General features: G+C 65.5%; 12 protein-coding genes and 1 riboswitch. Of the genes, 9 read left to right on the top strand and 3 right to left on the bottom strand.

What is annotated here, in order from left to right:
* Positions 1-25: 25 nt before the first annotated feature.
* The 4 genes from CKW13_RS24875 (at position 26) to CKW13_RS09015 (ending at position 3,608) form a co-directional block, all read left to right on the top strand.
* Positions 26-1,534, top strand: coding sequence for an amino acid ABC transporter permease/ATP-binding protein (locus CKW13_RS24875; RefSeq protein WP_095108248.1), 1,509 nt, complete (start codon positions 26-28; stop codon positions 1,532-1,534).
* A 17-nt stretch (positions 1,535-1,551) separates the two neighbouring features.
* The gene (locus CKW13_RS09025) at positions 1,552-2,217 is read left to right on the top strand and encodes a GntR family transcriptional regulator (protein ID WP_095108247.1); all 666 of its coding nucleotides are present in this window, start codon (positions 1,552-1,554) and stop codon (positions 2,215-2,217) included.
* Positions 2,218-2,233: 16 nt separating this feature from the next.
* Positions 2,234-3,085, top strand: coding sequence for a DUF1989 domain-containing protein (locus CKW13_RS09020; RefSeq protein ID WP_095108246.1), 852 nt, complete (start codon positions 2,234-2,236; stop codon positions 3,083-3,085).
* Between the two features lie 121 nt (positions 3,086-3,206).
* Positions 3,207-3,608, top strand: coding sequence for a hypothetical protein (locus tag CKW13_RS09015; RefSeq protein ID WP_095108595.1), 402 nt, complete (start codon positions 3,207-3,209; stop codon positions 3,606-3,608).
* 15 nt (positions 3,609-3,623) lie between these two features.
* Here the strand turns inward: CKW13_RS09015 and CKW13_RS09010 are convergent, their stop codons facing one another.
* Positions 3,624-4,793 (bottom strand): DUF1624 domain-containing protein, encoded by a 1,170-nt coding sequence (locus tag CKW13_RS09010; protein WP_095108245.1) that lies wholly within the window; start codon positions 4,791-4,793, stop codon positions 3,624-3,626.
* A gap of 153 nt (positions 4,794-4,946) precedes the next feature.
* Positions 4,947-5,151, top strand: a riboswitch (cobalamin riboswitch).
* Between the two features lie 144 nt (positions 5,152-5,295).
* Here CKW13_RS09010 and CKW13_RS09005 point away from each other — a divergent pair.
* Positions 5,296-6,312, top strand: a complete 1,017-nt coding sequence (locus CKW13_RS09005) for an ABC transporter substrate-binding protein (RefSeq protein ID WP_095108244.1) — start codon at positions 5,296-5,298, stop codon at positions 6,310-6,312.
* Between the two features lie 11 nt (positions 6,313-6,323).
* Here CKW13_RS09005 and CKW13_RS24985 read toward each other — a convergent pair whose 3' ends face one another.
* Positions 6,324-6,485 (bottom strand): hypothetical protein, encoded by a 162-nt coding sequence (locus CKW13_RS24985; protein WP_176465081.1) that lies wholly within the window; start codon positions 6,483-6,485, stop codon positions 6,324-6,326.
* A 31-nt stretch (positions 6,486-6,516) separates the two neighbouring features.
* Between CKW13_RS24985 and CKW13_RS09000 the strand changes: the two genes are divergently transcribed.
* Both CKW13_RS09000 and CKW13_RS08995 read left to right on the top strand, forming a co-directional pair.
* The gene (locus CKW13_RS09000; protein ID WP_176465080.1) at positions 6,517-7,863 is read left to right on the top strand and encodes an OprD family porin; all 1,347 of its coding nucleotides are present in this window, start codon (positions 6,517-6,519) and stop codon (positions 7,861-7,863) included.
* Between the two features lie 100 nt (positions 7,864-7,963).
* The gene (locus tag CKW13_RS08995; protein WP_095108243.1) at positions 7,964-8,908 is read left to right on the top strand and encodes a class I SAM-dependent methyltransferase; all 945 of its coding nucleotides are present in this window, start codon (positions 7,964-7,966) and stop codon (positions 8,906-8,908) included.
* A 275-nt stretch (positions 8,909-9,183) separates the two neighbouring features.
* On the opposite strand, the gene CKW13_RS08990 is transcribed toward CKW13_RS08995, so the two are convergent.
* Positions 9,184-10,515 carry a PLP-dependent aminotransferase family protein gene (locus tag CKW13_RS08990; protein ID WP_095108242.1) on the bottom strand — a complete coding sequence of 444 codons (1,332 nt, stop codon included), beginning with the start codon at positions 10,513-10,515 and terminating at the stop codon, positions 9,184-9,186.
* A gap of 83 nt (positions 10,516-10,598) precedes the next feature.
* Between CKW13_RS08990 and CKW13_RS08985 the strand changes: the two genes are divergently transcribed.
* Both CKW13_RS08985 and CKW13_RS08980 read left to right on the top strand, forming a co-directional pair.
* Positions 10,599-11,489, top strand: a complete 891-nt coding sequence (locus tag CKW13_RS08985) for a DMT family transporter (protein WP_095108241.1) — start codon at positions 10,599-10,601, stop codon at positions 11,487-11,489.
* A 114-nt stretch (positions 11,490-11,603) separates the two neighbouring features.
* Positions 11,604-13,808 carry an LTA synthase family protein gene (locus CKW13_RS08980; RefSeq protein ID WP_176465079.1) on the top strand — a complete coding sequence of 735 codons (2,205 nt, stop codon included), beginning with the start codon at positions 11,604-11,606 and terminating at the stop codon, positions 13,806-13,808.
* Positions 13,809-13,816: the final 8 nt, after the last annotated feature.

The following is a 13,816-nucleotide window of genomic DNA, read 5'->3' as shown; positions in this document are numbered from 1 at the left end:
GCGGCCCGCCCTGCGGAGCACGTACATGCAATTCGATTGGCACTACACCCTGGGCCTGTTGTGGAACGCTGACTTCTGGCGCGCCGTGGCCACCGTGGTCGAACTGAGCCTGGAAACCTGGCTGCTGGGCATTGTCCTGGGCTTTCTCCTGGCGTTGGCGCGCCAGTCGCAACGGCGCTGGCTGCGCGACACGGCCGGGGTCTACATCTGGTTCTTCCGCAGCCTACCCCTGTTGGTGCTGCTGATCTTCGTCTACAACCTGCCCCAGGTGTTCCCGTCCACCAGCCTGGTGCTGTCCAACCCCTACTCCGCCGGCCTGATCGCCCTGGTGCTCAGCGAAGCGGCGTACATTGCCGAAATCCACCGTGGCGGCCTGATGGCCGTGGCCAAGGGCCAACTGGAAGCGGGCAAGGCCCTGGGCGTCGGTTATCGCGGCATCCAGCGCCTGATTGTGGTGCCCCAGGCCCTGCGCGTGGCGCTGCCGACCCTGGCCAACGAATACATCACCATCGTCAAGCTGACCTCGTTGGTGTCGGTGATTTCCCTCTCGGAAATCCTCCTGGTGGGCCAGCAGCTCTACACCCAGAACTTTCTGGTGATGGAAACCATGCTCGCCGTGGCCTTCTATTACGTGTTCATCGTCACCGTGTTCAGCCGTTTGCTGCGGGTGCTGGAAAACCACCTCGACGTAACCCGGCGCAAACCCAAGCACATCGCCGCTGTAGACCTCAGCCAGGTCGCCACCGCCCGTGCCGCCGGCCAGGCCGAACCTGGCGAATTCGCCTTGCAGGCCCGTGGCGTGCGCAAAGCCTACGGTGAGCTGCAAGTGCTCAAGGGCGTGCAACTGAACGTGCGCTGGGGCGAGGTGGTGTCGATCATCGGCCCGTCCGGCTCGGGCAAGACCACCCTGATCCGTACCATGAATGGCCTGGAAACCCTCGACCACGGGGACATCACCCTACAAGGCCAGCCGTTCCTGCGCGGCACCAAAGAGGCCCAAGGCCCGTTGGGGCACAAGGTGCACATGAACGGTATCGTCCACGTCGGCATGGTGTTCCAGGGCTTCAACCTGTTCCCCCATAAAACCGCCCTGGAAAACGTCATGATGGCGCCGCTCTACCACGCCCACGGCGGCGACGAGGACCTACGCCTGCTGAGCCTGGCCCTGCTGCGCAAAGTGGGCATGCTCGACCACGCCGGCAAGTACCCGCACCAGCTCTCCGGCGGGCAGCAACAGCGCGTGGCGATCGCCCGCGCCCTGGCCATGCGGCCCTCGGTGATGCTGTTCGACGAACCCACCTCGGCCCTGGACCCGGAGCTGGTGGGCGACGTGCTGGCGGTGATCGAAGAACTGGCCCGCGAAGGCATGACCATGGTCATCGTCACCCACGAAATGAACTTCGCCTTCAAGCTCTCCGACCGCGTGGTGTTCATGGAAGGCGGCGAGATCATCCAGGACGCCGCGCCCCGGCAGATGCTGGAGCAACGCAGCGAACGCATGACCAAGTTCCTCAAAGACGTGCAACTGGCCTGAGCCAAGGGAGCCACACCGTGAGCCAAACCAAGGAACCGAGCCTGTCACTGGCCGACCAAGTGGCCATTGAACTGCGCGAAGACATCATTGGCGGGCGCCTGTTGCCGGGCATGCCGCTGGTGGAAAGCGAACTGGTCAACCACTACAACGCCTCGCGCAACACTGTGCGCGAGGCCCTGCACCAGCTCGGGCGCGAAGGCCTGGCCAGCTACGTGCGCAACAAGGGCGTGATGGTGCGGCGCCTGGGTATCGACGAAGTACGCGACATTTTCAAAGTACGGCGCACCCTGGAATTGCAGGCCATCGCCGCCAGCAAACCGCTGCGCGAGTACCAGTCCGACCTGATGCTGCAAGCCATCGAAGCCGCGCAACTGGCCCAGGACCGCGAAAACTGGCAGGCCTTCGGCACCCACAGCCTGCGTTTTCACCAACACATCGTCGGCCTGCTGCGCAGCCCCCTGTTCGACGAATTCTTCACCCATGTCGCCGCCCAGATGCGCTTGGTGTTCTCCAACGCCCCCAGCGAAGAAACCTTCCAGAAACCCTGGCTGGAGCGCGACCGGCACATCCACGACCTGCTGGGCGAGGGGCGCAAGAAAGAAGCCGAAGAAGCCATGAGCAGCTACCTCAACGACTCCGAACGGGTGTTGCTGGACATTCTCGCCAGCATCCCCAAACACTGAAAAAAGAGGACCCACCATGTACAAGGACTACCCCGCGGCCTACCAGGTCAGCAAAGGCGCCGCCCTGCAAGTCGATACCGCGTTCTACGACCGCGTGCGCCAGACCCCAAGCGCTCGCACCCTGATCGAGCAGTTCGAAGTGCCGATCCGCACCGGCCGCGCCTGGAAAGTGCCGGCCGGCCATGTATTCCGCGTGACCACCCCGGTCGGCCCGCAGGTGGGCGATTTCAACGTGTGGAACGCCAACGACCCGCGCGAACGCATGTGGGCCGCGCGCACCCGCCAGTTGCAGGGCGCCCACGTGAGCACCTATGACCGCTTGTGGTCGAACCTGCCGTTTCTGCGCCCGATGGTCACCATCACCGACGACAGCCTGGCCGCCTACGGCATCGACGAGCACGGCGGGCGCCTGCACGACCTGCTCGGCACCCGCTGCGACCCCTACGTGAACAAAATGCTCACCGGCGAAGACTTCCACCACCACTGCCACTCCAACCTGACCCGCGCTGTGCTGCCCCACGGCCTGACCGAGTTCGACGTGCATGACGTGCTGAACATCTTCCAGTGCACGGGCCTTAACCACGACGACATGTACTTCATGAAAGCCTGCCCGGCGCAGAAAGGTGACTACCTGGAGTTCTTCGCCGAAATCGACCTGCTGTGCGCCCTCTCCACCTGCCCGGGCGGCGACCTCTCGCTGCCGATGTGGGGCCCGGACGCCGAAGACCCGCTCAAGGTCTGCCGACCCCTGGGCGTGGAAATCTACCGCCTCGACGACAGCCTGCTCGACGGCTGGCAACCGCCGCAACGCGCCGCCTACAACGGCAACCATGGCCTGCTGATCCCCAAGGCGGAGTGGGAGAAGTAAGGCCCTGGGCGCCCGCCTGACGATGAGGCCGGCACAGCCAGCCTCTGCGTTGCACGCGCGCCACCCGGTGCGCTGGCGCCGTGATAGGCAAAGCCGCGCGCCAGTCGCTATGCTGCTGCCCATGACCACGCCTGCCCACCTGCGCCAACCCTGCCCTCCCGGCGCCTGCACCTGCGGGCGCGACCGCTTGCCGGAGCAGGAACTGCTGCAATTGCCGATCCTGAGCCTGACCCGGGCCGAAGAAAAACGCCTGCTCGAACGCCTGGAAAACCTGCACAGCCTGGACGACCTGGAACACATGCAGCGCAAAATGCTCCAGTTGCTCGGCATCCGCGTGCAGGTCGCCCCCGGTTTCAATGAAGTGCGCACCATGCGCGGCATCCAGATCCAGATCGACGACACCCCAGGCCTGTGCCGCAAAACCCGCCAGACCATCCCTGCCGCTATCCGCCGCGCCCTGGAAAAAAACCCGCAGATCGCCTACAGCCTGCTCAACGCCAACGACCTGCTGCGCGACGCCTGAGCCGTGCCGTAGGGGCTACAGGTATTTGAGCCAGGCGAGGTCGCGGCGCCGGGCCTTGAGCGCAGAGAACCAGCGCACTGGCGGGTACACCGCCAGCGCCAGGGCCATCGCCATCAGCCACACCGCGCCAATGGAGTCGAAGCCAAAGTAGCTGCCCTGGTTCAGCCCGAACGCCGCCACCGCCAATAGATACAAGGCTTTGAGCACATACAGGTGCAGCAGGTAGAAGAACATCGGCGCCGAGCCCAATACCGTCAACGGCAGCAGCCACCGCCGCTGGCCGGCCCGCTCGAAGGCCAGCAACAGCAGCAGCCCAAGCCCGAGGGTCAAGGTCAGGAACAGCAGCGACGGCGGGTACTTGGTGATGTTGAAAAAGCCCATCAGGGTGTGCAGCGCGGTGTCGCCCACGGCCCAGGGTTTTTCGCCATAACCGTTGGCCAGGCGCACCAGCACAAACCCCAGCAACGCCGCCACACCCCAGCCCAGCAAGCGCCGCTGGCGCCCCGCCACCGGCGTGCTGCGGCTGAACCACGGCCCCAGCACGTAGCCCAGGGCGATCACGCCGATCCACGGCAATACCGGGTAAGAGGTACGCAGGCGCAACTCCGCAGAAAACGCCAGCCAGCCACGGTCGTGGAGGATCGCCCACGGCACGTGCAAGGCCGACTCCACGGGAAAATGCACGCCGTCCAGCAGGTTGTGCCCGGCGATGATCGCCACCGCCAGCAATGCCAACACCGGCCGTGGCAGCCACACCAGCAGCGACAGCGCGAGCATGCTCAGGCCGATGGCCCAGATCACTTGCAGGTAGATCACGCTGGGCGGGAACTGGAAGGTCCAGGCGAAATTCACCAAGGTCAGCTCCAGCAGGACCAGGAACAACCCACGCTTGAACAGGAACGCCGCGACATCAGCCTTGCCGGCATATTTTTCGCCGTACAACCACGCCGACAACCCGGTGAGCAGCACAAACACCGGGGCGCACAAATGGGCCAGGGTACGGCTGATAAACAGACTCGGTTCGGTGCTGGCGATGTCCATCGGGTCGCCGACCTGGCGGTGCAGCAGGAAGGTTTCGCGCACGTGATCGAGCAGCATGAACAGGATCACCAGCCCACGCAGGGCATCGATGGACAGCAGACGTGAAATCGGGGGGCTAACAGCGGGTGAAGGGGTATGGGTCATGGAGTATTCGCAACGGGATGATAGGAAACCCGCTCGCCAGAGCGGTCGATGAAAAGCTTGAACTGTTACTTTATAACATGACAAGCTAGCGCAATGCACCGCGCAATCACGGCCATACACTTGCCCCGCCGCTGGTTGAATGCGTATCGATGAACTAACATGCCGCCCGCCGGTTGGCGCAAGGAACTGACAGGGAATCCCCCAGCGCGCCGTAAGCCACGCTGAAATGGAACTGCCCCCGCAACTGTAGGCGCCGAGCCCCCTGCCTCCACGCACGCCACCGGAAAACCTCCCGCGAAGGCCGCTGGCGGACCGCGAAGCGCCAATCAGAACACCTGCCGGCCCGTAGCAAACACTAACCGGCGGGGTGTCCGGAAAGGACATCCGCACGCGGTTTTCGATGCGTTTTCAGCTTTACCCTGCCCTGGCGGCAGCGTTTGAGGGATGTGTTTTCCAAGGCCGTGCCCTGCCCGTGCACCGGTTCCAATGGAGATCGCATTTCATGTCACTGCCCCACCTCAACGCCCTGTTCGCCGGCCTCGGCCTGACCTCGCTGAGCCTGTGCGCCAGTGCCACCGAATACCCGTTGCACCTGAACAACTGCGGCGTGCCCCTGACGTTCAGCGAGGCGCCGGCCAAGGCCGTGACCATCGGCCAATCCGGCACCGAGATGCTCTACGCCCTGGGCCTGGGCGACACACTGGTAGGCACCTCGCTGTGGTTCAACGAAGTGCTGCCGCAGTTCAAGGCCCAGGATGCCAAGGTCGAACGCCTGGCCGACAACGAACCCAGTTTTGAAGCGGTGATCGGCAAGCGCCCCGCCCTGGTGGCCGTGGACCTGGAGTGGATGGTCGGCCCCCAAGGCGCGGTCGGCACCCGCGAGCAGTTCCATGAACTGAAGATCTCTACCTACCTGCTGCCCTCCGACTGCGAAGGCAAGGACAACTTGGTGGGCGCCGATGGCACGCGCCTCAAGGCCTTCAGCGTGGACAGCCTGTACAAGAGCATCACCGAGCTTGCACAGATCTTCGATGTGGAGGACCGCGGCCAGCGCCTGGTCAGCGACCTGAAGAATCGCCTGGCCAACGCCGTGGCCCAGGCGCGCCAGCAGCACCCCCGGGACGTCTCCGCAGTGGTGTGGTTTTCCAGCGCCGACCTTGGCATCGACCCCTATGTGGCGGGCCGCAAGGGCATCCCCGATTTCATGCTCAGCGCCCTGGGGATGCGCAACGTGATCGAATCCGACGAGGAATGGCCCACCGTGGGCTGGGAAACCATCGCCAAGGCCAACCCCAATATCCTGGTGATTGCGCGCATGGACCGGCGCCGCTACCCCGCCGACGACTACCGCAAAAAACTGGAATTCCTCAAGAGCAACCCAGTGACCCGCCACATGGACGCAGTCAAGCACGACCGCATCGTCATCATCGACGCCCACGGCATGAACGCCAGCACGCGGATGTTCGGCGCCATTGAGGAGCTGGCCAGCGCTGTTGAGCACTTCAAGTTGCCTAAATGAGACACGCCCGGTTACTCGGCCATGGCCTGCTGGTGCTGGCGGTGATCGCCGGCGCGGCCCTGGGCGAAACCGCCATCAGCCTGCCCATGGTCTTGCAAACCCTGGCCAATAAGCTTCGGGGCGCGGGCTGGTTGACCGACCCCAGCGATGGCGCGCAGATCCTGCGCTTCCACGCCTCTTTAACCCTTCCTGGAGACCACCCCGATGCGTTACATCACTGCGCTGGCACTGCCCGTCGCCTTGCTCGGCCACAGCACCCTGGCCAACGCCGGGTCCGCCCAGGAACAGGCCAAGGGTTTTGTCGAAGACAGCACCTGGACCCTGCTCAACCGCAGCGTGTACGACCAACGCGAGTACCGTCACGGCGCCCGCAGCAACGGCGCGCGCAACGCCTACAAACCCCGCAGCGAGCGCAATGGCTACGGCGAAGAATGGGCCTACGGGCTGATGGGCAGCGTGCAGTCGGGCTTTACCCAGGGCACGGTGGGTGTGGGCGTCGATGCCCACGCTTACCAAGGCTTGCAACTGGACAGCGGTGGCGGCCGCGCGGGCAAGGCGCGGCTGCTGGGGCTGGACCACGACGGCCACCCCAAAAACAGCTTCAGCCGTGGCGGCGCCGCGCTCAAGTTGCGGGTGTCGTCCACCACCCTGGCCTGGGGCGAACAACGGGTGAAAACCCCCGTATTCAGTTCCTCCGACAGCCGCCTCCTGCCGGAAACCGCCACCGGGCTGTTCCTCACCAGCCAGGAATGGGCCGGGGTGAAACTGCTGGGTGGGCACTTCACCGAAAGCACCGACCGCAATGCCTCGAGCCACGACCGCGGCTTTGTGGTCAATTACTCCAATGGCCGCCAGGGCAACGCCTTCGACCTTGCGGGCGTGGTCTACAGCGCCACCCCGGGCCTGAGCGCCAGCCTCTACACCTCACGTTATGCCGATACCTGGAACCAGCATTACCTGGGCGCCACGTTCAGCCACGCCTTGAGCCCCACCCGCTCACTGTCGCTGAACCTCAACCTGTACCGCACCACCGACGAAGGCCAGGCGCTGTCGGGACGTATCGACAACACCACGTGGAGCCTGATGTCCGGCTACACCAGCGGCCCGCAGACCTTCAGCCTGGGCTACCAGAAGGTGCGCGGCGACACGCCATTCGACTACGTCACCCGTGGGGCGATTTTCATCAGCAACGCCGTGCAGCTCTCGGACTTCAACGCGCCGAACGAGCAATCCTGGCAGGCGCGCTACGACCTGGGCCTGCAAACCTTCGGCTTGCCGGGGCTGAGCCTGAGCGCGGCCTACATTCGTGGCAGCCAGATCGACGCCAGCCACCTCGACCCTGCGGGCGGCTACGCCTACCTGGGCTACGGCCAGGGTGGCAAACACTGGGAGCGCGACCTCGAAGCCCGCTATGTGGTGCAAAGCGGCAAGGCCAAGGGCGCGGCGTTTTCCGTGCGGCACAATGTGCATCGCGGCAACCGTGCCCAGGCCGAACTGGACAGCGACCAGATCCGCCTCGCGGTGGAATACCCCCTCGGCGGCGGCTTCTGAGCCAGAGGCATTGCCAAGAAGCGATGGCGCCAGGGCGAATCCAGCAGCGCCGTGGCTTTGTGTTTAGAATGCCGGCCTTTCCCCCTGCCGAACCTGCCCGATGAATGCCGACGCCCTGTCCACCCTGCACGCTCACCTGTCCACCGCCCTGCAAGCCCCGCCGGCCGAAACCCGGCGCCTGTTCCATGGCCGTGGGCGCTGCTGGCCGGGGCTGGAACAACTGACCGTAGACTGGCTGCAAGGGGTGGTGCTGGTGTCGTTGTTCAAGGAACCGAGCCAGGAACAGTTGCAGGCCCTCGTCGCCAGCCTGCACACCCTCACCCAGCAAGCGCCCTGGCAAGCCAGTGGCGCCCATCACCTGGCGCTGCAGCACCGCTACCTGCCGCAAAGCACCACCGAGTGGTTGTTGGGCGAGCCGCTGGAGCAATGGACCCTCACCGAGGGCGGCCTGCGCTACCTGCTGGACTTGGGCGTAAAGCAGAACAGCGGGCTGTTTCTCGACATGCGCTACGGCCGCGACTGGGTCAAGGCCAACGCTCGTGACCGGCGGGTGCTGAACCTGTTCGCCTACACCTGCGGCTTCTCGGTGGCGGCCATCGAGGGCGGCGCGCGCCATGTGGTCAACCTGGACATGTCCCGCGCGGCCCTGAGCCGAGGCCGCGACAACCACCGCCTCAACGGCCATGACCTGGCCCGCGTGAGCTTTTTGGGCCATGACTTGTTCAAGTCCTGGGGCAAGGTCAAGCACACCGGGCCTTACGACCTGATAATCATCGACCCGCCGTCCTTCCAGAAAGGCAGCTTCCTGCTGACCAAGGACTACGCCCGCGTCATCCGCCGCCTGCCGGAACTGCTGGCCGAGGGCGGCACGGTCCTGGCGTGCATGAACGACCCGTCCCTGGGCGCCGACTTCATCATCGACGGCGTCACCCAAGGCGCCCCGGGCCTGCGCTTTGTGCAACGCCTGGACAACCCCCCGGAATTCCCCGACATCGACCCGCGCAGCGGCTTGAAGGCGCTGGTGTTTGTGGCGGGCGCTCAGTAAGGGCTTCGCCAGCAGGCCGGGCGGCGCCGCTCGCCCGCGAGGGTGGCATTCCAGCCGCCAGAAGTGCATCGCCTGCCCCGGCTTCATCGCGGGCAGGGCCCGCTCCCACAGTGTGGGTGGGATTTGTTTTTCCTCTGTGGGAGCGAGCCTGCTCGCGAGGGCGGCACGCAGTGGCGGTGACAAATGGCAGGGGTAACACAGTTGCTCCCATAGAAGAGGAGCAGAGCCCGCGCCCACACCAACCTGCCGCCATCGGCAAATCAGGGTGCGCAGGCCTAGGTGTGCGCCTGCACCACCCACTTCACCGTTTCCAGGGCCGGGCCAAGGGTTTCCAAAGGGGCCGAGCCCAAGGCCAGGCGCAAGGCATGGGGCACGTGGGCCGAGGTGGCAAAGGGCTCGGCGGTGGAGACGGCGATCTGCCGCGCCAACAGGTCCTTGGCGATCCGGTCGGCGCGGGCGTCTTCGCCCAGGGGTAGCCAGAGGAAGTACGACGCCGGGTGGCCCACCCAGGGCAACCCGGCGAGGGCTTTGGCCGCGACGTGCTGGCGGGCCTGGGCGTCGTCGCGTTTTTGCGCTTCCAGGTGCAGCACGGTGCCGTCGTCGATCCAGGCGCAGGCCAGGGCGGTGAGCACCCCGGGGGTGTTCCAGGTGGTGGCGCGCACTGCCCGTTCCAGGGCGGGCACCTGGTGCAGCGGCGCAGCGACGAACCCCACCCGCAGGCCCGTGGCCACACTTTTCGACAGGCCGGACACATACACCGTGCGCTCGGGCGCCAGGTGGGCCAGGGGCGGCGGCGGATTGTCGACGAGGAAGGCGTAGGCGGCATCTTCAAGGATCAGCAGGTCGTGACGGCGGGCGATGTCGACCAACCCATCCCGCGCCTCGCGGCTCATCACCCAACCCAACGGGTTGTGCAGGGTCGGCATGCTGTACAGCGCGCGCACCCGGCGGTTGCGGCACAGGTGGTCGAGGGCGGCCAGGTCGGGGCCATGCTCCAGCACCGGAATCGCCAGCACCTCCAGGTGCAGCGCTTCGGCCAGCACCTTGAACCCCGAGTAGGTCAAGGCATCGGCGACGATCACGTCCCCCGGTTTGAGCAGCGCCATCAGCGCCACCGTCAAGCCGTGCTGGGCACCGCTGACGATCAGCACCTGCTCGGCGCCCACCGTCAGCCCGCGCGCTTGCAGGTGGCGCGCCACCGACGCCCGTTCGTGGGGGCGGCCCGCGTGGGGTTGGTAGCGCAACAGGGCTTCGAGGTCACCGCTGGCCGCCAACTGCCGCAAGCCGTTGCGCAGCAACTCAGCCTGGCCCGGCAGCGCGGGGTAGTTGAAGTTCAGGTCCACCACCCCTGGGGTTACCGTTTTCTGGTCGATGCCCAGGCCCGGCGGCAGCGAGGTTTCGCGCACGAAGGTACCGCGCCCGGTCTCGCCGCTCACCAGGCCCATGGCTTGCAACTCGGCATACACCCGCGAGGCGGTGACCAGCGCCAAGCCCTCGCGGCTGGCCAGTTGGCGGTGGGTGGGCAGGCGCGTGCCGGGGAGCAGGCGACCGCTGCGGATGTCGCCGGCCAGGGCATCCACCAGGGCTTTATAGCGGGAGCGAGACATAGGTAGATGTATCCAGGACAATTTTTTGATTGTATTGAGGGGCCGCCCTAGCATGCCACGATCACTCCCCAAGGTAAGCCCCCATGGCACGCACCACACTCCTGAACCCCGCACAAAAAAGCGCCAGTGGCTGGCTCAACGGTTTTATCGGCGTGGTGATTTTCAGCGCCTCGCTGCCGGCCACCCGGGTGGCGGTGCTGGAATTCGACCCGGTGTTCCTCACGGTCGCCCGGGCCACCCTCGCCGGCCTTGTGGCCCTGTGCCTGTTGTTGCTGTTGCGGGAAAAACGCCCCTCCCGCACCCAGGTGCTGCCCCTGCTGATCGTCGCCCTGGGCGTGGTGCTGGGCTTTCCGCTGCTGACCGCCCTGGCCCTGCAATACGTGACCTCGGCCCATTCCATTGTGTTCATCGGCCTGCTGCCCCTGGCGACGGCGGTGTTCGGCGTGTTGCGCGGCGGTGAGCGGCCGCGCCCGGTGTTCTGGTTGTTCTCCGTGCTGGGCAGCCTGTTGGTGGTCGGCTATGCCGTGGCCCAGGGCTTGAGCGCCTCGCCCGCCGGCGACTTGCTGATGCTGCTGGCCGTGCTGCTGTGCGGCCTGGGTTACGCCGAAGGAGCCAAGCTGTCGCGCAGCCTCGGCGGCTGGCAGGTGATTTGCTGGGCGCTGCTGTTAGCGCTGCCGGCCATGGCGCCGTTGACCCTGTGGCTGGCGCCGCCGACATTCGCCGGTATCAGCCCGGCGGCGTGGGCGTGCCTGGGCTATGTGTCGCTGTTCAGCATGCTGATCGGTTTCGTGTTCTGGTATCGCGGCCTGGCCCAGGGTGGTATCGCGGCGATCGGCCAGTTGCAGTTGCTGCAACCCTTCTTCGGCCTGGCCCTGGCGGCGAGCTTGCTGCACGAGCCCGTCAGCCTGGGCATGGTGGGGGTCACCGTGGCGGTGATTGGTTGTGTGGCGGGGGCGAAAAAGTTTTCGCACTAGGTCCGCGCCAGTGCGCTTGGCCAACGTGTAGACGGATTAATCGGGCCCTCGCGTCCGTGCCTTGGTACCATCCAGCACACTTTTGTGTCGTTTTCATGTCTGGAAGGTTTTTTTGTGAACATCATCCGTCACGGGTTGCAACAACCACGCGCACGCCTGATCGCCCTGGTCATCCTCGTTCTGCTTCTGCCGGTGGGCCTACGCGCCGCACTGGGCTGGTCCAACCCGCTGGGTTACTTGTCGGACCTGGGCATCGGCAGCCTGCTGGTGCTGGTGCTGCACCGCAGGCCCTGGTGGCTGGCGCTGCCGGTGCTGTTGTTCTGGGGCCTGCTCAACGTGGCGACGGCCGAGTTGGTCAGCGCCGTGGGGCGCATGCCGGATGTCACGGACCTGCATTACCTGTTCGACCCGCAGTTCGTCGAAAACTCCACCGGCGGCGGCTTCGCCCAGCCCTGGCTGGCGGTTTCCCTGGCGCTGGGCCTGGGCCTGTGGCTGGCCACCCAGTGGGCCGGGCGCCATCGCCCCGCGCCCGCCCTGCCGCGCAAGGCCTGGGCCGCCCCGGCGCTGCTGCTGATCGGCCATTGGGCAAGCCAGCACCTGGCGCCCTCGGACGCCGACCAGTGGGAACAATTCAACCTGCCGCACCAGTTGCTCGCCGCGGGCGTCGGCGACGTGCAGATGCGCGCCGAAGACTGGCTGCTGGACGATGGCGTCGATATCGCCCCCGACATGGCCGGCCTGACCCAACTGGACCTCAATGGCCATCACCTGCTCAGTGACCCCGGGCAGGCGCGCAACGTGCTCATCATCACCTTGGAAGGCATTCCCGGGGCGTATGTCGGGGTCAATCGCCAGGCGCTCAACAGCAGCTACCAGGAAAACCTCATGCCCAACCTCAGCCGCTGGGCCGAGCGCGGCATGAACACCCCCGACTATGTGCTGCACAGCCACCAAACCATCCGTGGCCTGTACGCCATGCTCTGCGGCGACTACGACAAGCTCGACAACGGCACCCCCAAAGGCGTGGAAATGCTCAACCTGAACGAGCGCAACCAAGCCTGCCTGCCGGCCCAACTGCGCCAGAACGGGTTCTCCACGCACTTTCTGCAAGGCGCGGGCCTGCGCTTCATGGCCAAAGACAAAATCATGCCCCACATCGGCTTCGACGCCACCCTGGGCCTGGAATGGTTCACCAACGCCTCGTACCTGGACTTCCCCTGGGGCAAGGACGACAAGGCGTTTTTCGAGGGCGCGCTGGATTACGTCGGCCAACTGAAAAAACAGAAAAAACCCTGGATGCTCACCCTCCTCACCGTCGGCACCCACCAGCCTTACTCGGCGCCCGAGGAATACCTGCAACGCTACGACACCCCCAAGCAGGCCGCCGTCGCCTACCTGGATGACGCCCTCGGCCAGTTCCTCGCGGGCCTGGAACGCCAGGGCGTGTTGAAAGACACCCTGGTGATGATTACCTCCGACGAATCCCACGGCATCGACGGCGTGCGCCTGGCCTCATCCTGGGGCTTCAACCTGACCCTGGCGCCCGAGCAGGCGCAACTGCCACGGGTCAAGCCCGGGGTGTACGGCCATGTCGACCTGACGACCTCGGTGCTGGACTACTTCGCCCTGCCGGTGCCCGCCGCCCTCAGCGGTCGCTCGCTGTTTCGCGACTACGACAGCGGCCGTGAAATCATGTCCTTCACCAACGGCAAGCTGCGCTACCACAATGGCCTGGGCACCTTCACCGAATGCGATTTCCAGCAACGCTGCCGCGACTACAGCAGCGCAGGGTTCATCGCCGAACGGGTGAGCTACCTTGGCCAGTACGGCGGCAAACGCGCCCGCGAAGTCGCCGCCCGCGCCGAAGGCCTGGACCGCACGCTGCTGGGCTCGCCGCTGAACCAGCGCTACCAGTTCGGCGGCCCCGAAGTGCTGCCCTTGCATGCCCAACCCAACAACGACTGGACCGACAACCTGATCGGCGCCCAGTACCTGGAAATGCCCAAGGGCTCCCAAACCCACGTGCGCCTGACCATCCGTTCGGTGGACTTGCAAGACAACGCCTCGATCCAGCTCAAGGCCAAGGAGTTTGAAAAAGACGTACAGATCGGCCTGCCCGAGGCCATGGTGCTCACCGCCGGGCAGCCTTTGGAAATGGACTTTCGGTTCAATAACCCGCAGTCGCGCAAGGCCTTTTCCTTCCACTTGGTGGGCTACGGTGTCGGCACCGTCGAAGTCAGCGACTTCACCGTCGTCACCCAAGCCCCGGACCCAACGCCAGACACCAGCGCCACCGAAGAGCTCGCCCACTCCAACTGACCCCCGCA

The sequence above is a fragment of the Pseudomonas sp. Irchel 3E20 genome (genome assembly GCF_900187645.1).
Lineage (GTDB): Bacteria > Pseudomonadota > Gammaproteobacteria > Pseudomonadales > Pseudomonadaceae > Aquipseudomonas.
This window is presented reverse-complemented; position numbering and strand designations above follow the sequence as displayed.